At 73.1% G+C, this 21,114-nt stretch carries 15 protein-coding genes; 4 read left to right on the top strand and 11 right to left on the bottom strand.

Going from position 1 to position 21,114, the window contains the following annotated elements:
* Window positions 1–60 precede the first annotated feature (60 nt).
* On the top strand, window positions 61–1,080 hold the full coding sequence (locus tag AC3D3D_RS09585) for a helix-turn-helix transcriptional regulator (RefSeq protein WP_463663426.1): 1,020 nt from the start codon (window positions 61–63) through the stop codon (window positions 1,078–1,080).
* Here the strand turns inward: AC3D3D_RS09585 and AC3D3D_RS09580 are convergent.
* Window positions 1,040–1,255, bottom strand: coding sequence for a hypothetical protein (locus AC3D3D_RS09580; RefSeq protein WP_463663425.1), 216 nt, complete (start codon window positions 1,253–1,255; stop codon window positions 1,040–1,042). The genes AC3D3D_RS09585 and AC3D3D_RS09580 overlap by 41 nt on opposite strands.
* Window positions 1,256–1,473: 218 nt before the next feature.
* Here AC3D3D_RS09580 and AC3D3D_RS09575 point away from each other — a divergent pair, with 218 nt between their 5' ends.
* Window positions 1,474–4,776 (top strand): DEAD/DEAH box helicase, encoded by a 3,303-nt coding sequence (locus tag AC3D3D_RS09575; RefSeq protein ID WP_463663424.1) that lies wholly within the window; start codon window positions 1,474–1,476, stop codon window positions 4,774–4,776.
* A gap of 12 nt (window positions 4,777–4,788) precedes the next feature.
* On the opposite strand, the gene AC3D3D_RS09570 is transcribed toward AC3D3D_RS09575, so the two are convergent.
* The 3 genes from AC3D3D_RS09570 to AC3D3D_RS09560 all read right to left on the bottom strand — a co-directional run bounded on the left by AC3D3D_RS09570 (window position 4,789) and on the right by AC3D3D_RS09560 (window position 8,146).
* Complete coding sequence (locus AC3D3D_RS09570) at window positions 4,789–6,039, bottom strand: MFS transporter (protein ID WP_463663423.1); 1,251 nt, start codon at window positions 6,037–6,039, stop codon at window positions 4,789–4,791.
* 94 nt (window positions 6,040–6,133) lie between these two features.
* Window positions 6,134–6,769 carry an HdeD family acid-resistance protein gene (locus AC3D3D_RS09565; protein ID WP_463663422.1) on the bottom strand — a complete coding sequence of 212 codons (636 nt, stop codon included), beginning with the start codon at window positions 6,767–6,769 and terminating at the stop codon, window positions 6,134–6,136.
* Between the two features lie 36 nt (window positions 6,770–6,805).
* On the bottom strand, window positions 6,806–8,146 hold the full coding sequence (locus AC3D3D_RS09560; RefSeq protein ID WP_463663421.1) for an Nramp family divalent metal transporter: 1,341 nt from the start codon (window positions 8,144–8,146) through the stop codon (window positions 6,806–6,808).
* Between the two features lie 235 nt (window positions 8,147–8,381).
* Here AC3D3D_RS09560 and AC3D3D_RS09555 point away from each other — a divergent pair, with 235 nt between their 5' ends.
* Window positions 8,382–8,774, top strand: coding sequence for an ectoine synthase (locus tag AC3D3D_RS09555; protein ID WP_463663420.1), 393 nt, complete (start codon window positions 8,382–8,384; stop codon window positions 8,772–8,774).
* A 60-nt stretch (window positions 8,775–8,834) separates the two neighbouring features.
* On the opposite strand, the gene AC3D3D_RS09550 is transcribed toward AC3D3D_RS09555, so the two are convergent.
* On the bottom strand, window positions 8,835–10,187 hold the full coding sequence (locus AC3D3D_RS09550) for a M20 family metallo-hydrolase (protein WP_463663419.1): 1,353 nt from the start codon (window positions 10,185–10,187) through the stop codon (window positions 8,835–8,837).
* Complete coding sequence (locus tag AC3D3D_RS09545) at window positions 10,184–10,777, bottom strand: L-2-amino-thiazoline-4-carboxylic acid hydrolase (RefSeq protein ID WP_463663418.1); 594 nt, start codon at window positions 10,775–10,777, stop codon at window positions 10,184–10,186. Before AC3D3D_RS09545 ends, AC3D3D_RS09550 begins: the two co-directional genes overlap by 4 nt.
* Window positions 10,778–10,969: 192 nt before the next feature.
* On the opposite strand from AC3D3D_RS09545, the gene AC3D3D_RS09540 reads away from it, so the two are divergent.
* The gene (locus AC3D3D_RS09540) at window positions 10,970–12,262 is read left to right on the top strand and encodes an integrase core domain-containing protein (RefSeq protein WP_463663417.1); all 1,293 of its coding nucleotides are present in this window, start codon (window positions 10,970–10,972) and stop codon (window positions 12,260–12,262) included.
* 77 nt (window positions 12,263–12,339) lie between these two features.
* Here AC3D3D_RS09540 and AC3D3D_RS09535 read toward each other — a convergent pair whose 3' ends face one another.
* The 5 genes from AC3D3D_RS09535 to AC3D3D_RS09515 form a co-directional block, all read right to left on the bottom strand.
* Entirely contained in the window at window positions 12,340–15,180 is a 2,841-nt protein-coding gene (locus tag AC3D3D_RS09535; RefSeq protein WP_463663416.1) for an alpha-amylase family glycosyl hydrolase, read from the bottom strand.
* A gap of 130 nt (window positions 15,181–15,310) precedes the next feature.
* A complete protein-coding gene (locus tag AC3D3D_RS09530; protein ID WP_463663415.1) occupies window positions 15,311–16,924 on the bottom strand; it encodes a DEAD/DEAH box helicase in 1,614 nt (537 codons plus the stop codon).
* Between the two features lie 243 nt (window positions 16,925–17,167).
* Complete coding sequence (locus AC3D3D_RS09525; protein WP_463663414.1) at window positions 17,168–18,043, bottom strand: fumarylacetoacetate hydrolase family protein; 876 nt, start codon at window positions 18,041–18,043, stop codon at window positions 17,168–17,170.
* 117 nt (window positions 18,044–18,160) lie between these two features.
* Entirely contained in the window at window positions 18,161–19,066 is a 906-nt protein-coding gene (locus AC3D3D_RS09520) for a VOC family protein (protein ID WP_463663413.1), read from the bottom strand.
* Between the two features lie 179 nt (window positions 19,067–19,245).
* Complete coding sequence (locus AC3D3D_RS09515) at window positions 19,246–21,072, bottom strand: FAD-dependent monooxygenase (RefSeq protein WP_488511912.1); 1,827 nt, start codon at window positions 21,070–21,072, stop codon at window positions 19,246–19,248.
* Between the last annotated feature and the right edge of the window lie 42 nt (window positions 21,073–21,114).

Raw genomic sequence — 21,114 nt, 5'->3', positions numbered from 1 at the left:
GTCCCGGCCGTCCCGACGACGCGGTCAGCTCCTGTCCTCATCCTCCGGCAGGATGAGGGGATGTCGGACCCCACCGCCCGCCTCCTGCGGCTGCTCGACCTTCTGCAGTCCCACCGCTGGTGGTCGGGTCCAGACCTGGCCGAGCGCCTGGGGACGAGCCCGCGCACCGTGCGCCGCGACGTCGACCGGCTGCGCGAGCTGGGCTACGTCGTCGAGTCCGCCCCCGGCGCCGAGGGCGGGTACCAGCTCGCCGCCGGGGCCACCCTCCCCCCGCTCCTGCTCGACGACGACGAGGCCGTCGCCCTGGCCGTGGGCCTGCGCACGGCGGCGGTGGCCGGCCGGGGGGCGGAGGCCGCGGCGCGGACCATGGCCAAGCTCGACCAGGTGCTACCCGCCCCGCTGCGACGCCGGGCGGCGGCCCTCACCGAGCACGTCGTCGACCTCGGCTCCGGGCCGCGCGCGGCACCCGACGTGCTCGGCGAGCTCGCCCTCGCCTGCCGGGACCACGAGCGCGCCCGCTTCGACTACCGCGACAAGGACGGCCGGGAGAGCCGCCGCCACGTCGAACCGCAGCGGCTGGTCGTCCGCTCGGGGCGCTGGTACCTGCTGTGCCACGACGTCGACCGGGCGGACTGGCGCACCTTCCGGCTCGACCGGCTGGGCAGCGTGCGGCGCACGGGTGCCCGGTTCGCCCCCCGGGAGATCACCGAGGAGGAGGTCGAGGCGCGCTTCGCCGACTTCGTGCGGCCGACGCACCGGGCCGAGATCCTGCTCGACCAGCCGGTGAGCGCGCTGGTGGACGCCGTCGGGCACTGGGCCGCCGACGCACGGGCCGAGGTCGTCGACGGCCGCGAGGCCACGCGATGGACCGTCACCGGTCGCCTGCCGCAGGACGTCCTGGTCGCCCTGCTGTGGATCCCCGCCGGCTGGGGGTGGTCCGTGCGGTGCGACGCCGAGGTCGCCGCGATGCTGGGCTCGCTGCGCGACCGGCTCGCGGTCGCGCCGATCGAGGAGGTACCGATCGAGGAGGGCCCGGGCGTCAGCGCTCGCGCGGACCCCGCTGGGAGTACACGCCGATGACGACCCAGAGGATCGCCAGGACCGAGGCGCCGATCCACAGGTAGAGGTCGGTGAACGAGGTGTCGCCCGCCCACACCCAGCCGACGCCCCACACGATCGTCAGGGCGAGCGCCACGGTGGTGAGCAGTCGGAGGTCGGGGCGGGAGCCGCGTCGCGCGGCGGGGTCGGTGGACATGGCTGCTCCAGGTGGGCTCGGGGGCGGCTGAGGACGGGGCGTGCTGTGATCCACAACACGGTCATGACCTTCCCAGTGCGCGCATCCCGCCGCCATGGGGAGTTCTCCCCACGGTCCGGTGGCGCCGCCCCGCGGTCACCGCACCGGGGTCGCGGCGACGGCGACCCCCGCGGACCGGGGGGAAGCACGGCGTGGGTGGCGCGACCTAGAGTGTCTGGGTGCCTGAGGACGTCGTGCTCGAGTGGGTCAGCGAGCTCTCCGATGCGGAGCTCGAGGCCGGACTGGGCGAGCTGACCCTCGAGCGGGCCCGCCGCCTCTTCTCGGCCGGCAACGTCGGCGGGGCGACGACCAACCCCGAGGGCACCGTCATCATCGCCAAGGTCACCGGCTCGCGCGGCGACACCTACACCGTCGTCGTCCGCGCCGAGGGCGACGGGCAGGGCACGGTGTGGCACGGCTCGTGCACCTGCCCGGTGGGCAACGGCTGCAAGCACGTCGGCGCGCTGCTCCTCGACCTGCGCGACCGCGCCCGCCGCAGCGCGCCGGGTCGCCGCTGGGAGGACGTGCTCACCGCCATCGTCGATGACCCGCGCGCCGGGGCGGACCTCACCCCCCTCGGCCTGCAGCTGAGCGAGGTCCAGCGCACCTCCGGCCTGCGCACGCCGCGCCGGGCCCTGGGCGCGCCCCAGGTCTCGGTCCCGCGGCTGCGGCTGCGCCCGGTGGTCCGGGGTCGCACCGGCCGCTGGCTCACCGGCGGCCGCTCGTGGTCCTCGGTCACCACCGGCTACTCCGCCCAGGACTTCGTGCCCGAGCACGTGCGGGCGCTGGCCCACCTCAAGGCCAGCGCGCACGGCACCCGGCCGGAGTGGCAGCGCGCCGAGGAGGTCTACCTCGACGAGCTCGACCCCAACGGGTGGGCCGCCCTGGTGCAGGCCTACGTCGCCGGCATCGACCTCGTCGGCGGCACCGGCGTCGGGCAGGTGCGCCTGGCGCCGGGGGCCTCCCTCGGCATCGACCTCACCTCCGACGAGGAGGGGATCCGCATCAGCCCCTTCGTCGAGGTCGACCGCGGCGGCGGGCACTCCGTCGTCGTCGGGCCCTTCGCGGCCCCGGCCGGGGACTCCCGGCGCGCGACCCTCGAGGGCGACCCGGCGTCGGGGGTCTCGGTCCGGCTGACCGGCACCGACATCCTGCTCGCCCCGCTCGACCACCCCGTCGACCCGCCCCTGCGGGAGGCCACGGTGGGCTCGATGACCATCCCCGACGCCGACCGCGTCCGCTTCACCCACGGCTTCCTGCCCCGCCTGCGCCAGCGGCTGACGGTGACCTCCTCCGACGACTCGGTCGAGGTGCCCGAGGCGCTCGAGCCCCACGTGCTGCTGCGGATGACCATGGGCCCCGCGCACCGCAGCCGCGTCGAGCTCGGGTTCCGGTACGTCGGCGGCGGGCAGTCGGTCGACGTGGCCCTGAGCGGCTCGGCGACCGAGGTGCCGCGCGACCACGCCCGCGAGCACGCCCTGCTGACCGCGGTCGGGCGCGAGCTCGACGAGATCCCCGGGCTGCGGCCGGCCGAGCAGGCGGTCGTCGACCTGGGGCCCGCGCAGACCGCGCTCGTCTCGGACCGGGTGCTGCCACGCGCGCGGGAGGCGGGCATCGTCGTGGAGGTGGTCGGCGACGCGGCCGACTACCGGCCCGCGACCGAGGCCGCCACCGTGAGCATCTCCGCCGCCGGCGACCTCGCCGCCCCCACCGACTGGCTCGACCTGCGGGTGAGCGTGCGCGTGGGCGACGAGGAGGTCCCCGTCGACGAGCTCATCCAGGCGCTGGCCACCGGCGCGGAGCTGGTCGTGCTGCCCTCGGGCACCTACCTCCCGCTGGACACCCCCGAGCTCGAGGCCCTGCGCCGCCTCGTCGGCGAGTCCCGCGAGATCGCCGACGCGCCGTCGGGGAGCGTGCAGGTCTCGCGCTACCGCTCCGACCAGCTCGAGGAGCTCGCCCACCTCGACCTGCTCGACGAGCAGACCGCGGCCTGGAGCGCCGCCCTGGGCGCGCTGGCCGACATCGCCGGACGCCCGACGCCCGCCCCGCCGTCGGGGCTGGACGCCACCCTGCGGCCCTACCAGGCCGAGGGCTACTCCTGGCTGTCGATGCTGTGGGACGCCGGCGCCGGCGGGATCCTCGCCGACGACATGGGCCTCGGCAAGACGCTGCAGACCCTCGCCGCGATCCAGCGCGGCAAGGAGCGCGGGGAGGTCGGGCAGGCCCCCGACGGCGCCGGGCCGGTCCTCGTCGTGTGCCCCACCTCGGTCATCGGCACCTGGGTGCACGAGGCGGAGCGCTTCACCCCCGACCTGCGCGTGGTCCCGGTGCGCGCGACCGGTGCGCGACGGGAGGAGGACCTGCGCGACCTCGTCGCCGACGCCGACATCGTCGTCACCTCCTACGCGATCGTCCGCCTCGACGCCGACGCCCTGGCCGAGGTCGACTTCTCCGCCCTGGTCCTCGACGAGGCGCAGTTCGTCAAGAACCCGCGCACGGCCACCCACCGTGCGGTGTCCCGGCTGCGCGCCCCGCGCCGCCTGGCGATGACGGGCACGCCGGTGGAGAACTCCGTCGGCGACCTGTGGTCGATCCTCGCCCTGGTCACCCCCGGGCTGCTGCCGCGCTCGGACGTGTTCACCACGAAGTTCCGCCGGCCCATCGAGTCCGGCACCGACACCACCGGCGCCCTGGAGGAGCTCCGCCGTCGGGTCCGTCCCTTCCTGCTGCGCCGGACCAAGGAGCTCGTCGAGCGGGACCTCCCGCCCAAGCAGGAGCAGGTCGTCTACGTCGAGCTCTCGCCGGCCCACCAGCGCAGCTACGACCGCCACCTGCAGCGCGAGCGTCAGCGGATCCTCGGGCTGCTCGAGGACCTGGGGCGCAACCGGGTCAGCGTGCTCTCCTCGCTCACCACGCTGCGGCTTGCTGCCCTCGACCCCGCTCTCGCCGACCGGTCCGGCACCCCGGGTGAGGCCTCGACGAAGATCACCACCCTGCTCGAGCACCTCGAGGCGGTGCTCGCCGAGGGGCACCGGGTCCTGGTGTTCAGCCAGTTCACCTCGTTCCTCGGCGCGGTGCGCGACCGCCTCGCGAAGGCCGGCATCGACCACCTCTACCTCGACGGCTCCACCCGGGACCGCGACTCGGTGGTCAGCGCCTTCCGCGACGGCGAGGCGCCGGTCTTCCTCATCTCCCTCAAGGCCGGCGGTTTCGGCCTCACCCTCACCGAGGCCGACTACGTCTACCTGCTCGACCCGTGGTGGAACCCGGCGGCGGAGAGCCAGGCGGTCGACCGCACCCACCGCATCGGTCAGGACCGCCGCGTCAACGTCTACCGGCTCGTCTCCGCGGGCACCATCGAGGAGAAGGTCCTCGCCCTGCAGGAGCGCAAGCGGGACCTCGTGGCGCGCGTCGTCGGCGACGGCGGCGGCATGGCGGCCCCGCTCACCGCCGAGGAGGTCCGCTCCCTGCTGGAGGACTGAGCGGGCCTGGCGTCAGCCGCGGGCCAGGGCGTGCTCGGCCGGCGCCGCCGGGGCCGACGGGCCGGCCCCGTCCTGCTTCCCGGTGCGGTCCAGGCGCAGGCTGACCACGAGCAGCACGCCTCCGACGAGGGTGAGCGCCACCCCCACCCAGCCCGGCGCGAGGTAGCCGAAGCCGCCGGCGATGACGAGGCCACCGAGCCAGGCGCCGAGGGAGTTGCCCACGTTGAACGAGGCGTGGTTGAGGGCCGCGCCGAGCAGCTCCGCCTCGCCGGCGATGGCGATGATGCGCGCCTGGACCGAGGGGATGAGCGCCGAGGAGCTGAGCCCGATGAGCGGGGCGATGACGAAGATCAGCACCGGGTGCCCGCCGAGCAGCGCGTACAGGGCCATGGCCGTGGCCAGGGCGCCGAAGCCGATGAGCACGGTGCGGGACAGGTCCCGGTCCCCGGCCAGGCCGCCGATGATGTTGCCGACCACCATGCCCACGCCGAGGGTCGCCAGCAGCCACGGCACGGCGCCCTCGGGCAGCCCGGCGGTGCGCGTGGCGGCCTCCGCGATGTAGGAGTAGACGGCGAAGAACCCGCCGAAGCCGATCGCGCCGACGGCGAGCATGAGCCACAGGCGCGGGTTGCGCAGCGCGGCCAGCTCGCGCATCGGGCGCCGGTCGGGGTTGCCGGGGACCGCGGGCAGTGTTCGCAGCGCGAGCAGCACCGTGATCGTGAAGATGGCCGCGACGGCGCCGTAGGCCCAGCGCCAGCCGGCCTCCTGGCCCAGCCACGTGCCCAGGGGGACGCCGACGACGTTGGCCACGGTCAGGCCGGACAGGGCGATCGCCACGCCGGCGCCCTGCCGGCCGGGCCCCATGAGCCGGGCGGCCAGCAGGGAGGCCACCCCGAAGTAGGCCCCGTGGGGCAGACCGGCCAGGAACCGGGCGGCCATCGTCAGTTCGAAGGTCGGCATGAGCGCGCTGGCAAGGTTGGCCAGCGCGAGGGCGGCGGCCAGGACGAGCACGAGCGTGCGCTGGGACATGCGCGCCGTGGCCACCGCGGTGGTCGGGGCGCCGACGACCACGCCCAGGGCGTAGGCCGTGATGAGCCAGCCGGCGTCGGCGATGCCGGCGGTGGGGTCGGTGGCGAGCCGGGGCACGAGCTCGTCGGCGATCTGCGGGAGCAGCCCCATCGTCGCGAACTCGGTCGTGCCGATGCCGAAGCCACCCAGGGCGAGGGTGAACAGGGCGAGGTTGCGACGTGCGGTGCTCAGCATGGGGTGCGCTCCGATGAGGTGCGGGTCGGTCCGAGATCCTGCAACGCGACCCCGGCGCCGGATATGCCCCGCCGGACGCCGTGTGACCGAGCGCTCAGCCGTCGACGGTGCGCGGGGGCCGGCGGTCGACCTCGAGCCGGTCGTCGACCCTGGCGATCCACCGGCGCACGGACAGCGCGATGACGACCTGCAGGACCCCCCAGACGACGGCGCCGATCGCGATCGACCAGCCCACGACCTCGAGGCCCACCCACGGCCGCCAGATGACGAATGCGCCGCCGAGGACGAAGAAGGCCCCCGCGATCACCAGCGGCTGCACGCCCGTGACGTACTTCCGGGCGCGCAGCGCGACGATCAGCTCCCACAGGCCCATGACCACGGCCCAGATGCCGATGACGGTGATCATGTAGGTCGCCACGTCGCCGGGCCGCAGGAGGCCGAGGACCCCGGCGGCCAGCTCGAGCACGCCCAGGACGATGGTGAGGACCTTCTGGGTGGGCCGGTCGGGCTCCTGGTTGCGGGCGTCGAGGCCGACCCCGAGCGCGCCGACGATGTTGAGCGCGCCGTCGACGATGAGGAAGATCGAGAAGAGCTGGATGACGGCGTCGATCATGGCGCCGGGCCACAGCATGATGGCGACGCCGACGGCGACCGCGGCGATGCCGCGGCCGGCCGTGGCGAGCCAGGAGGTGCGGAAGATCTGCCGGACGGGGTCGCGTCGGTCCACCATGGGGCCAGTCAACACCCTCCCCGTCCGGCCGGCGCACTACCCGGGCAGCAGGCCGAAGATGTCGGCGTACTGGTAGCCGGCGAGGAAGACGACGACGGCGACGATGATCCAGCCGAGCACGTTGGCGACCGGCCCGTTGCGGTACTTGCCCATGAGCCTGCGGTTGTTCATGACGATCATGAGGAAGATCGCCACGATCGGCAGCAGCAGGCCGTTGGCGGCCTGCGCGACGACGATGATCTGGATCGGGTTGAAGCCGGTCAGGGCGATGATGCCGCCGACGAGGAGGACGGTGACCCAGGTGATCCGGGCCGGCCACGAGCGCAGGTTGCTGTCCTTGCCGAGTACGCCGGTGATCGCGTAGGCGGCGCCGAGCGGGCCGGCGATCGCGGAGGTGAAGCCGGCGGCGAACAGGCCCAGGGCGAAGACCCAGGGGGCGGCGTCGCCGAGCAGGGGGCGCAGCGCCTCGGCGAGGTCGGTGCCCTCCTCGGCGGCGATGCCGCGCACGAACATCGAGCCGACGGCGGTGACCATGACGGCCAGGGTGATGAGGCCGCCGATGCCGATCGAGACGGCGGTGTCGGTGCGGGCCTCCTTCATCGCCCGGTCGACGGGGACGTCGCCCCAGTTCTCCTTGACGAGCTGGGCCTGGAGGAAGAGGTTGTAGGGCACCACCGTGGTGCCGATGAGGGCGATGGTGGTGAGGATGGCGCCGGTGGGGATCGAGGGGACGAACATGCCCTGGAGGAGGTCGCCCACGTTCGGCTTGACGATGACGGCGGTGATGACGAAGACGACGACGAGGATCGCCACCATCACCATGAGGACCTTCTCGATGACCTTGTAGCTGCCGGTCCACAGCAGCGCGAAGATGACGCCGATGAGGACGGCGACGACGACGCGCTGGTCGACGTCGATCACGTTCGTCACGGCCAGCGCCGTGCCGGAGGTGTCGCCGCCGGCGTAGGAGGCGCCGCCGATGCCGATCGCCGCGACGACGAGGATGACCATGAGCAGGCGGGTCACCGGCGAGACGAACACCTCGCGCATGGCCTCGCCGAGCCCCCGCCGGGTACCCAGGCCGAGCCGGGCGGTCATCTCCTGGAGGATGATTGTGGCGATGATCGAGAAGACGATCGCCCAGGCCAGGGCGTAGCCGTAGCTCGCGCCGGTGACGATCGAGGTGGTGATCGTGCCCGGGCCGATGAACGAGGCGGCGATGATGAGGCCGGGGCCGAAGCGCGAGCCGGTCCGCCGGCCCGAGACCTGCGCGTCCGCGCCCTGGGTCACCGCCTCGCCGGCGGTCAGCGGTTCGGACCGCTCGGGGTGCGCGGCGTGCGCGCCGCCGTTCCTGTCCTGCGGGTCGTCGCTCGGCATGGGGGGCTCCTCACGGACCTGGACCGGGGGCGGCCCTGTACCGCCACGATGACAGATCGGTTGCGCGGGACACTATGCCCTGACGAGAGCGCTGTCATACCGAGGCGCGCTCGTCCCACCTGGCGGGCGGGGTCGACCACCCGCCGGATGCGGACGGACCTAGGATCGATGTGGCGCCGTGACGGGGCCGCGGTCCACGCGGCGACGGCGGACGCCCATGAGTCAAGGAGGTTGCATGTTCATCCGGTCGATCGACGAGGTGCCCAAGGTCGAGTGGGGCCAGGGCACGAGCCAGCGGGTGCTGACCAAGAAGGACGGCATGGGTTTCGCCGTCGCCCACACCGTGGTCCGCAAGGGCACGGAGGCGGCCCTCCAGTACCGCAACCACCTCGAGGCCTGCTACTGCATCGGCGGCAAGGGCTACGTCGTCAGCGCGGACCGCGAGACGCGCTACGAGATCACCCCCGGCGTCATCTACGTGCTCGACGAGCACGACGCCCACTTCCTGCAGGGCGGGGAGGACGAGGACCTCATCCTCGTCTCGATCTTCAACCCGCCGATCAACGGCGACGAGGCGCACGAGCTGGCCCCGGGCGGCTTCTCCTCCTACGCCCCCAGCGAGGACTGACCCCGCCCCGGTTCTCCCACGAGTGAGCACTCTTCTGCCTCGGTCGAGGCAGAAGAGTGCTCACTCGTCGTTCGTGGGGCCGGTGAGCTCGGCGTCGAGGGTGAGCACCGCGGTGAGCAGCACCTGGGCGCCGGCCAGCGCCCACGCCGGGGTGATGTCCTCGGCCTCGGCGTGCGAGACCCCGTCGACGCAGGGGATGAACAGCATCCCCGACGGCACCCGGGAGGCGACCTGCACGGCGTCGTGCCCCGCGCCCGAGACCAGCCGGCGCGGCGGGTGGCCGTGCGCGGCCACGGACCGCTCGACGACGTCGGTCACCGCCTCGTCGAAGGTCACCGGCTCGGCCCGGGAGGTGAGGGTGACATCGGCGGTGACCCCGCCCGTGGCCGCGGCCGCCACCGCGCCTCGCACCTCGGCGATCATCGCGGTGAGCTCGGCGGCGTCGGGGTGGCGCAGCTCGACCGTCAGTCCCGCTCCCCCGGGCACGACGTTGGGCGAGCCGGGCCGCACGACGAGGCGGCCCACCGTCGCCCGCCCCACCTGCGGGCGGGCCAGACCGATGTCCCGCACGGCGGTGACGACGCGGGCCGCCGCGACCAGGGCGTCGCTGCGGGACTCCATGGGGAAGGTGCCCGCGTGCGCGGCGGCCCCGACGAGGTCGACCTCGAGCCAGGCCATGGCCTGCACGCCGGTGACGGTGGCGACGCTGATCCCCTCGGCCTCCAGCAGCGGGCCCTGCTCGATGTGGACCTCGAGGTAGGCGCCGTGCTCGTCGGGGGTGACGGTGTCGGTGCCGGCCCAGCCGATGTCCGCGAGCGCCTTGGCCAGCGTGAGCCCCTCGGGCGCGCCGGGCACGTCGAGCCCGGCCCGGGACACGGCGCCGAGCGCCTCCTCGGCGGGCAGGTTCCCGGCGTAGACCGAGCTGCCGCCCATCATCGGGGCGAAGCGCGCACCCTCCTCGTTGGTCCAGTCGACGACCTCGACCGGGTGCCGGGTCGCGTGACCGGCCGCCTCGAGCGCCCGCAGCACGGCCAGACCGGCGACGACGCCGTACACGCCGTCGTACCGCCCGGCCATGGGCTGGGAGTCCATGTGCGAGCCGACGAGGATGGCGCGGGTGTCCGCCGGGTCGCCGGCGGGGCTCGCCGCGGTCGCCGCGGCGCCGGACGCGGTCGCGGTGCCGCCGGGCCGGCGCAGGAAGAGGTTGCCGACCCGGTCCAGACGCGCGTGGGCGCCGAGCTCCTCGGCGCTCGCGCGCAGCCAGGCGCGCGCCTCGGCGTCGTCGGGGCTCGCGGCGAGCCGGTGCAGCCCGCCGGCGTCGGTGGCCCCGAAGGTGCTCACCCGGTCGAGGTCGGCCCACAGCCGCTCGCCGTCGATCTGCGGCCCGACGGCTGGCCCGGGCCGACCGCTCACCGGTCGCGATCCTCGGCGGCGACGTGCGCGACCTCGCCGGAGTCGTGCACCCGCTCGTCGGTGTGGGCGTTCGGCGCACCGGCGGGGCGGCGGTAGCGGAAGTCGCAGTGCGAGGCGCCGGACATGATCGTCTGGGTCCGCTCGAGGGTGATGCTCGGGTCGTAGCCGAAGGGGAACTCGAAGTCCCGCGTGCACGAGAGCAGCTCGCCGATCTCGCCGAGCCCCATCTCCCGGTAGGTCTCCGCGTACCGGCAGCGGTGCACGTCGTAGGAGTAGACCTCCTCGGTGGCCTCGAGGGTCTCGGTCTGCAGGGCGTCGTCGGCCTTCCACAGGTCCTGGAGGTCGATGAAGGTGCGCAGGTTCGACCCGCCCGGCTCGCGGCGGGCCAGGCGCGCCCCCTGGGCGCGCGCGTCCTCGCGGATCGCCTCGGTGAGGATCTCCCTGGCCCGCTCCTGACCGAGGTCGCGCACGAGGATCCGGTAGACGGGGGCCAGGATCGCGGCCTCGATGCGACGCCGCGTGAGGATGGGCAGGTCGTCGTCGGCGGTAGGCCCGTCCTGACGCGCGTCGTGGTCGTTCCGTTCACTCATGACGTCAGTGTCCGCCACCGCGATCCCCGCGGCCAGCCTCGTCCGCCTCCTCATGCCGATGACGAGTGAGCGCTTTTTTGTCTCGACGTCGAGACTGTGAAGTCTCAGGACTTCGGTGACGGTTCTGTCTCAGGACATCGGTGACGGTATGTCTGGTGTTCGTGGTGACACTTCTGGTGGTCGATATGGCCCATGGGACGGTCCAGGGAGATCAGCAGCAGTGTTCGGTTCGCGATCACGCAGTGGCCGGATAAGGCACCCCGCGGGGCGGTGACCGCGTTCTGCGCCAAGCACCAGATCAGTCGGAAGTCCTTCTACGCGATTCGGGCCCGGGCCGCCCAGGAGGGCGTCATGGCCGCTTGGGCGCCGCGCTCTCGCCGCCCGGCCCGGTCACCTACCAGGACGGCCCCGGAGGTGATCGAGCAGGCGCTGGCGGTGCGTACCGAGCTGGCCCGCAGCGGGCTGGATCACGGGCCGTTGAGCGTGATGGACAAGATGGCCGATCTAGGCCTGACCCCGCCCTCACGGGCGACGCTGGCCCGGATCTTCCTCGCATCCGGCGCGGTCGATCCCGAGCCACGCAAACGACCGCGAGCTTCGTATCGCAGGTTCGTCTATCCGGCACCGAACTGCCTGTGGCAGCTGGACGGGTTCACCTACCCCCTGGCCGGCGGGCGGGAGGGCACCGTCCTGCAGGTCATCGACGACCACTCCCGCATGATTCTGGCCTCGCTGGCCGCCCCTGGGGAGACCTCCGAGGCGGTCCTGGCGGTGGTACGTACCGCGATCGCCCGTCACGGGATCCCGCAACGGTTCCTCAGCGACAACGGTTCCGCGCTGAACCCCACCCGGCGCAAACGACGCGGCAAGCTCGTGGACTACCTGCAGCGGCTCGGGGTGGACACCATCACCGGTAAGCCCGGCAAGCCCACCACCCAGGGCAAGACCGAACGCCATCACCAGACCACCAGCCGCTGGCTCGACGCCCGCGAGCTGGCCCCCGATCTGGCCGCGATGCAAGAACTGCTCGAGGAGTTCGAGAACATCTACAACACCCAACGCCCCCACCAGGGCCTGCCCGGGCGGATCACGCCGCGTCATGCCTGGGACGCCACCGCCAAAGCTCCCGAGCCCGAGCCCGGACCCGAGCCGATACCCCAGGTCCCGGCACCGAAGACCACCCACGGCCAGGCCACCCGGGTCGCCTCGGTCAGAGGCATCGTCTACGTCGCCGGGAGCGCCTTCATCCTCAGCAAGGACCACGCCGGGCAGACCATCCACATCACCTGGGACCCGACAACCGTCGAGTTCTTCAACGCCGACGGCGAGAGCATCCGCCGCTGTCCACGGCCGGCCCCAGGAACCCGTTACGTCGGCAACGGACAACCCCGCGGATTCATGGCCAACCAACCCAACCGTTACCCATCTCCTGAGACATCAAACGTCACCGATGTCCTGAGACACCAAACGTCACCGATGTCCTGAGACATCACAGTCTCGACGTCGAGACAAAAAAGTGCTCACTCGCGAGAAGGGGACCGTGGGAAGTGGGCGGGCGTTCGTCAGGCGAGCTGGAGGACCGCGACCGTCCAGGGCTGGACGGCGTAGTGCCCCTCGACCCGCTCCGCCTCCGGGGTGGGCCACACGTTGCCGTGCTCCTCGGCCCAGGGCGCCGTGTCGACGACGCGCCGCCAGGCCTGGTCGTGGTGCTCCTGGCCGAGCGCGAAGTCGACGACCTCGGTGCTCATGTTGATGCACATCAGATAGTCGTGGCCGCCGACCGGCGAGCCGTCGATGTGCACCCGCACGGCACGGTCGCCCTCCTCGGTGCCGCGCGCGGCGTCGGGCGAGGTGAACAGGTAGGTGACGTCGCCGTCGTCGAGGTGGATGCCGCCCCACTCGCGCTGGCGCAGCGCGGGCTCGACGCGCCGCAGGTGGGCCAGCGCCTGGGTGAGCGGGAGGACGGGGCTCACGCCCTCGGGGGTCGCGGCCGGCCCGACGTTGTCGTGGTAGGCGGCCTCGACCTCGCCGGTGGGATCCACCGGCAGTGCGGTCGGGTGGTTCGACGTCGCGAAGGCGTAGTTCGTCCACATCCCCACGGAGTTGAGCGACCAGGGGTTGTTGTTGCCGTTCTGGGTGCGGCCGAGCTCGTCGCCGGCGACGATCATCGGCACCCCGCGGGAGAGGAACAGGACGGTGAGGAAGGAGCGCAGCCGGGCGCGACGCAGCGCGTGGTCGCCGCCCGAGTCCCAGGAGCGGTTGCCGTCCGCGCCGCCGTCGGAGGGGCCGAAGGGGTAGGGGCCGTCGTTGACCTTGTCGTTGTAGGAGACCAGGTCGAGCAGGGTGAAGCCGTCGTGGGCGGTGACGAAGTTGATCGACCGGGCCGGCCCGCCCTGGTCGTGGAAGGCCGCCCAGTCGCCGTTGACCTGCTCGACGAACGCCATCGTCGATCCCTCGCCGCGCAGGAAGTCCCGCACGGCGTCCCGGTAGCGGCCGTTCCACTCCCCCCAGCCGGCGGGGAAGTTGCCCACCTCGTAGCCCCACAGGTCCCAGGCCTCGGCGATGACCTCGATGCGCCGGTCGGCGGCCAGGTCCCGCACGGCGGTGAGCAGCGGGTGGACCGGGTGGAACTGCTTCTGCCGCTCCCAGTCCTCGCGCGCGGCGGCGTCGGGGGTGCGGCCGAGGACCGGGGCGAGGTCGAAGCGGAAGCCGTCGACCCCCATGACGTCGGTCCAGTGCGCCAGGCAGTCGAGGGCGAGCCGCTGGGTGACGTCGCTGGAGAAGTTCACCTGGTTGCCGGTGCCGGTCGCCCCGTCGACGAGGACATGATCCTCGGTCTGGACGTAGTACTCCGCGGTGGCCAGGCCGCCCATGGAGACGAAGGCGGAGGTGTTCGGGTCCCCGCCCCAGCTGCCGCCCTCGCCGGTGTGGTTGAGGACGACGTCGAGGTAGAGCTCGATGCCGTGCTCGTGCAGGGCGTGGACCATCTCCTTGAACTCGCGGGTCGGCCCGCCCGGGCTGCGGTCGCTCGCGAGGTCGCGGTTGGGGGCGAAGAACGCCAGGGTCATGTAGCCCCAGTAGTTCGACGTGCCGTCGTCGCCGGGGCGGGCGGTGGTGTCGGTGGCCTGGACGGGCAGCAGCTCGAGGGTCGTCAGGCCGAGCCCCTTGAGGTAGGGCGCGAGCTGGCCGACGCCCTTGTAGGTGCCGCGCGCGTCGTCGTCGATGTTGCGCACGCCGCGGAAGCCGAGGCGCCCGGCGAGGAGATCGCCGAGGGTGGCGGCGCTGGGGTGGGCGGTCAGCGAGTGGGTGTGCGCCTCGTAGATGCTCGTGCCCTCGGGCGGCAGGTAGGGGCGGGTCCCGGTGGAGGTGTCGTCGACGACGACGATCCCCTTCGGTGCGATCCGCCCGGTGTCCACCTCACGGCGGGGGCGGCCGTGGGCGGCGTTGTGCTCCGGGCCGCCGGCGAGGTCCTCGGGGCTGCCGCCGGCCTCGGCCAGGACGTCGGCGCCGATGTTGTGCGTGATCTCGGCGGCGTAGGGGTCGAGGAGGACCTTGTTCGGGTTGAAGCGGTTGCCGACCTCGTCGAGGTCGGCGGTGAAGCCGGCTGCCGAGCCGCCGCGGGTCCAGGCCGGGTCGACGTCGAAGCCCGGTCCCCACGCGCGGTAGCCGTAGAGGGTGCCGTGGCCGGCGCCCGCGGCGCGGGCGCGCCACACGCCGTCGGCGCCCCGCCGGGTCTCCAGCTCGACGGCGGCGTCCGCGCCGGTGGCCGCAGGGTAGATCTCCAGCAGCACCCGGGTGGCCGCCGGGGCGTGCACGGCGAAGGTGGTGGCGCCGCCTGCGTCGACGTGGGCGCCGAGGGGGAAGTCCGCGTCCGCCCAGCTCCCCTCGTCCAGCGGACGGACCGCCGAGGGGTCGGGCGGGGTGAGGTCGGGTGGGGTGGGGTCGGTGGCGTCGACGGCGGGGCTCGGGCCGGCCGGGTCCGGCGCCGTGGCGTCCGGGCCGGGTACGGGTGGGGTCACTGCGGCCTCCTCGGCGGTCGTCGGTGGTCCTGCCCTGCGGTGTCGTCCGGCGCCGCCGGTGGGTCGGGCCGCGGCGGCGGGTGCGGGGGCGTCGGCCCCGAGCGGCCCTAAAGCGCCCGCCGGTGCGGGGGTGTCGGCAGCGAGGGGACGGTCCGCCGTCGGGTGCGGGTCGGCCCGCTGACTCGTCCCGGGGGCCGCCTCGATCTGCGGGGCCTGCGGGCGCGCGCCCAGCAGGAGCGTCTCGCGCGAGCGGCGCGTGCGCCACCCCGACGCGGGCCGCCGCCGGCGCGACGTCACCACCGTGACGACACCGGCGCCCGCGGCGGCGGCCAGGAGGACGAGGGCCTTGCCCACGCCGTCGGACCGTCCGTCGCTGCGTGCCATGGGCCCATTGTGACGGAGGCGACGCCGGGGCGCTCGGGATCGACCTGCCGCGGCGGGTCAGGCAGCGCCCGAGGTCAGCGGGAACCTGAGGGGCAGCGCGAGACGGAAGATCGTCGAGAGCCGGGTGAGGTCAGTGCGAGCCGGCGGCCGGTCGCGTGGCGCGACGCGGTCCGCGCCGGCCGCCGCCGTCACCGGAACCGCCCGCCGCACCCTGGCGGTGCTCACCGCCGTGAACCTGGCCGCCGCGGCCCTGGCCACCACGGCCCTGACCGCCGGCGGGCTGACCCCCACGGGACCGGCCGCCGCGGCCCTCGCCGCCGGGGCGGCCACCGCGGGCGCTGCCACCGTGCGTACCCCCACCGTGCGCGCTGCTGCCGCGGCCCTCGCCGCGGGTGCCACCGCTCGTGGCTCCGGCCGGGCCGCCCGCTCCACGTCCGCGACCGCCGCGCCGCCGGCGCGAGCCGCCGCTCGCCGTCGTGCGGCCCTGGGCCCCACCCGGGGCGCCGGACCCGCCGCGACCCGGGCCGCCACGACCACCCTGACCACCGGCGGCGCCGAGGTCGACCGGCGACTCCTCGGCGGTACCCGCGGCGATGTCGGCGAGCACGGCGTCCCCGGGACGGACCCGGTGCATGGTCGGACGGATGCCGGCGCTGCGCATGAGCGAGCGCACGTCCTGGGTCTGGGCGTCGGTCGAGAGGGTGACCACCGTGCCCGAGGCGCCGGCGCGTGCCGTGCGGCCGGAGCGGTGCAGGTAGGCCTTGTGCTCGGTGGGCGGGTCGGCGTGCACGACCAGGGCGACGTCGTCGACGTGGATGCCGCGCGCGGCGATGTCGGTGGCGACGAGCGTGGGGGCCGATCCGGAGTGGAAGGCGTCGAGGTTGCGCTGGCGTGCGCCCTGCCCGAGGTTGCCGTGCAGCTCGACGGCGGTGTGCCCGCGCGAGCCGAGCTGCTTGGTCAGGCGCTTGGCGCCGTGCTTGGTGCGGGTGAAGACGATGGCGCGCTCGGCGCCGGCGGCCAGGTGCGAGACGACGTCGATGCGCTCGTCCTCGCGGACCTGGAGGACGTGGTGGGCCGAGGCCGGCGGGGGCGCGGTCGCCGAGTCCGCCTCGTGCACGACCGGGTCGGTGAGGTACTTCTTCACCACGACGTCGACACCGGAGTCCAGCGTCGCGGAGAACAGCAGGTGCTGGGCGCTCCGCGGAACGGCGTCGAGGATGCGGCGGACCATCGGCAGGAAGCCCATGTCGGCCATGTGGTCGGCCTCGTCGAGGACGACGACCTCGATGCCCCCGAGGTCGGCCTCGCCCTGGCCCATGAGGTCCAGCAGGCGGCCCGGGCAGGCGACGAGGATGTCGACGCCGGAGCGCAGCGCGCTGACCTGCGGGTTCTGCCCGACGCCGCCGAAGACCGTGCGGGTCTTCAGGCCTGCAGCCTTCGCGAGGGGGTCGAGGGTCTCGGTGATCTGCAGGACGAGCTCACGGGTCGGCGCGAGGATGAGCGCGCGCGGGTGGCCGCCGGAGGTGCGCCGGGGCCGGGCCACGGCCGCCAGGCGGGCGACGAGCGGCAGGCAGAACGCGTAGGTCTTGCCCGAGCCGGTCCGGCCCCGGCCCAGAACGTCGCGACCCACGGTCGAGTCCGGCAGCGTCGCGGCCTGGATCGGGGTGGGGGTGGTGATGCCGGCGCGGTCGAGGACCGCGGTGAGGGTGGCGGGCACGCCGAGGCGTGCGAAGGCTGAGGTCATGAGGCGGTGCTGTCCGTCCGTCCGTGTCCCCGTCCGGGGCGCTCGGCCCGCGCGGGTCGCTGCGGGGGCGCTGGTGGCGGCTGGGCCGCGGCACCGGCAGCCCGGGACGAGGAGGTGGCGGACTGCGCCCCGCACTCTACGGCACGGCGGGCCCCGCGCCGCGCGGGGAGACCGATGTCTCCCCGCGGGCCCACTGCGGTCGCGGACACCTCCGGCGTAGGGGCGCCCGCGGCCAGCAGGGGATCAGAGCCAGGTGGGCAGCTCCGCGACGCGGCGGTGCACGGTGTTCGTCAACGTACCGACGCCTCCGATCTCGACCTCGACGACGTCCCCGTCCGAGAGCAGCCCCTGCGGCTCCATGAAGAAGCCGACGCCGCCCGGCGTGCCGGTGACGACGACGTCACCCGGCTCGAGCGGGGTGATCGTGGAGATGTGGGCGATGAGCTCGGGGATCGTGAAGGTGAGCTGGGCGATCTTCGCCTGCTGTCGGACCTCGCCGTTGACGCGCGTCGTCAGGGTCGAGTCGAGCAGGTCCGGGACCTCGTCGGGGGTGACCAGCGCCGGCCCGAAGGCGCCGGTGCCCACGAAGTTCTTTCCCGCGGTCCACTGCGGCGTGGCTCGCTGCCAGTCGCGGGCCGTGAAGTCGTTGTACGGCGCGTAGCCGGCGACGTGTCCGAGGGCGTCGTCGGGGGAGACGCGGTACGCCCGCGTGCCGATGACGAGGGCGAGCTCGCCCTCGTAGTCGAACTTCTCCGACTCCGTCGGGTGGATCGCGTCGGCGCCCGCACCGATCTGCGACTCGGCGAAGCGGACGAACAGGGTAGGCGCCGGCGGGCGCTCGCGGCCGGCCTCGGCGGCGTGCGCGGCGTAGTTCACCCCGACGCAGACGATCTTGCCCGGCCGGGGCACGACCGGGAGGTGAGCGACGTCGGCGAGAGCCACGCGCGCCGCACCGGCGGGAAGCGCGGCGACGTCGGCCGGGAGCGGGCCGCCGGCGATGGCGTCGGCCAGGGTCGGTGCGAGGTCTGCGCCGCCGGGGCCGAGGACGACGACGTCGTCACCGTCGATCGCGCCCCATGTGGGGGCGAGGGCAGCGGTCGTGAAGGTGAGGAAACGCATGGAATGCCTCCTGGGCAGTCGGGTCGTGCGGGTTGTTGGTCGTGTGAGAGACGTCCAGGGCTACGTCCTGTGCGCGGTGCGAACGTTCGCCGGTCGGCCGGTTCGCATGGTGCCAAGTCAGACGAGCGGCGCGGCGGGGATCCCATGGCTGCGGAAGTTGTCGCCGCGGTAGGTTCCCCATCGATTGATCCAGCTGTCGTCGCCGTCCTCCCACACGATCGGCGGCCGGAAGTCGTCGTAGATCTGGTCCATGTCCGTGTACACCTCGACGACGTCGCCCGGCGGCTCCACGTAGTACCCGGCGATGTTGCGCCCGGCCCCGTGGCGCACGGGCCCCCACACCGCCCGCCGCTCCCCCAGCCGGTCGAGCCGGTCGAGGACCTCCGTGATGTCGCCGACGCCGCGCATCTCCCAGGCGTGATGGTGCAGCTTGCCCGGGCCGGCCAGCAGGGCGACCCCGTGGTGCTCGGAGTTGCACCTGAGGAAGTAACCCATGTTCCCGATGATGTCCGAGGTCATGAAGCCAAGGTCCCGGACGAAGAACGCGTGGGCATCAGCGAGGTCGGAGACGTGGAGGTTGACGTGGCCGAACCGCTTCGTCGGGTTCGCAGCAGGGCGAGTGTCCTGGCCATCCATCGATTCGTAGAGGGAGAAGACGAAGCCGTCCGGCCCGACGACGGCGAAGCCGCTCTCGACGTTCGGCGTCAACGGGCCCTCGGCCGCGATCTGACGGCCCGCGGCCGTCAGCGAGGCGCACAGCTCCACGAGTGCCTGGTTGTCGCGAACCTTGAGGCCGATGTGGTCGACGGCGTTGTGGTCCGCAGCGATGTAGACGATCTCGTGGCTCACGGGGGCGGCGGACAGGTACGCCCGGCCGGGCTCGCGGGCAGTGACATGCAGGCCGAGAACGTCGACGGCGATCTGCACGCTGTACTCGAGGTCCGTGGTCCGGATGGCGATGTACCCCATCTCACTCACGGCGCGGGGGGTCGGCACCGAGGGCATCTTCTCGTCGTCTGTCATCGCGGTCCTCTCACTCGACCGGCTCGGGGCCGGTAGTCGCTGGCATATTCGTCGATCGATGTTCGGCTCGACGCAGAATGCGTCTCCGTGCTCACCTCGGTGTCACGGGATCGCTCGGCGATGGTGAGCCCTCAGCACAGGCCCAGCGGCGATGGCACGTCGCGATCGCGACTTCTCCTTCACTGTCGGCCGAGGATCGTGGTGAACGCCGTGGCGAGCAGGAGGTGCGCCTGGTCGACGTCCTGCACCCCGTCGGCGTGCCGCCAGGCGACATAGCCGTCCGGGCGCACGAGCAGGGCACCGTCCTCGTCGATCTCGCGGACGCGCTGCCAGTCGCGATAGAGATCTCGGGCTCCGCCGGCGTCGATGATCAGTGCGTCCAGGAACGGCAGGCCAAGCCGCTCGACTGCCTCGCTCCACGCCGTCCCCGACCGGCCGGTCAGGACAGTCATCCGGCCCCTGCCCACGAGGTCGAGCGTGGACACTCTCCGTCCGTCCGCCCCGACGAGCCACACGTGCGGGAGCTTGGCACCGGGGCGGGTCGTCGCCCGGGCGACCAGCTCACGATCGATCCCCGACCAGTCCTCCGGTGGGGCGTCATCGGGGACCACTGCGGTTGAGGCGTATCTCTGGTTGAGCTCGACGCCGTGAGCGTTGAACTCGAGGTGCTTGGTGGTGAGCGCCCGCCCGAGCTCGTCGCGGACCGTGCGGCCGTCCTCCGTCGGATCGTCCAGCCGTGCCAGCACCGACTCCCGGTCCACACCGAGGTCGAACCGCAACGCAGACCGGATCTCCTCATAGTCGCGGCGCGATGCGTTCGCGCGCTGCACGATCTGCTTGCCGACGGGCACCCGTTCGTCGGAGTAGGAGTCGAGCAGGTGAGGTTCGGCCCATCCGCGAAGGACGTACGTCAACTTCCACGCGAGGTTGAACGCGTCCTGTATGCATGTGTTGGATCCCAGGCCGCCCGACGGCGGGTGGCGGTGCACCGCATCCCCCGCGGCGAGCACGCGTCCCGACCGATACGTCGTCGCGTACGCCTCGTTGACGTGCCATGTCGATTGATCGATGAGCTCGACCGACAGCTCCGGTTCACCGACGAGCTCACGGACACGGGCGATGGCCTCGTCGTCGGGCAGGTCGGCAGCCGCTCCCGGCACCTCCGGGTCGAATCCCCATCCCGCGATCCATTCGTCCCAGGAGTGCACGTTCCGTAGCAGGCCGAGCCCGATTTCCCCGAACGCTCCCCCTGGCGTGACGATCCAGTAGAGAATGGCGGGTCGGTGTGCGGCAAGATGCGTGAGATCGGCGCGAAATCGCACGTACCGCGTCGACGCGCGCCCCATCTGTCCCTCGAACGGCAGTCCTTCGGCACTGACGATCTGAGATCGGGCGCCGTCTGCCGCCACGAGGTAACGACAACGCACCTCGGAGGTCGCCCCGGACAGGCGGTCGCGAAGGGTGACCACGACACGATCGCCAACCTGCTCATGCCCCAGGTACTCCGTGGAGAAGCGGATCTTGGCGCCGGCCTCGCCGGCGTTTCGGACCAGCACGCCCTCGAGCCTGGGCTGCGGCAGGTCGAGCATCGGCGACGGACTGGCGGCCACGTAGCGGCCGTGCTCGCCGTCGCCCGTGCCCCAGGCGCGGATGCGCGCCACCTCCTCACCCGCGAACGACGTGGTGAGCAGGGTGTCACCCATCTGGTCCCACGGTGCACCGAGCTCGAGCGCCTCACGCTCGACGCCCAGGTCTCGAAGGACCTCCATCGCCCTCTGGTTGGTGATGTGCGCCCGCGGCGAGTTTGACAGCCAGCCATAGCGCGTCACCGCTTGGACGTCGATCCCCATGCGGGCGAGCGCAAGTGCCGTGGTGAGACCGGTCGGGCCCGCCCCGACGACGACAACGTCCGTGTCAAGGTTCGTTCCCCGTTGATCGTCCGGTGGCGAGGCCTGCTCACCTCTCTCGGTACGGGAAGCCGAGGAGAAGGCGTCCATCGAGCCCATCACCGCCTCCCGTCGATTCTGTCCCCGAGCATGGCACTCACG

The sequence above is a fragment of the Georgenia sp. X1117 genome, assembly GCF_057784635.1.
Note: the sequence above shows the minus strand (reverse complement) of the source record. Positions and strands in the feature narration are given on the sequence as shown.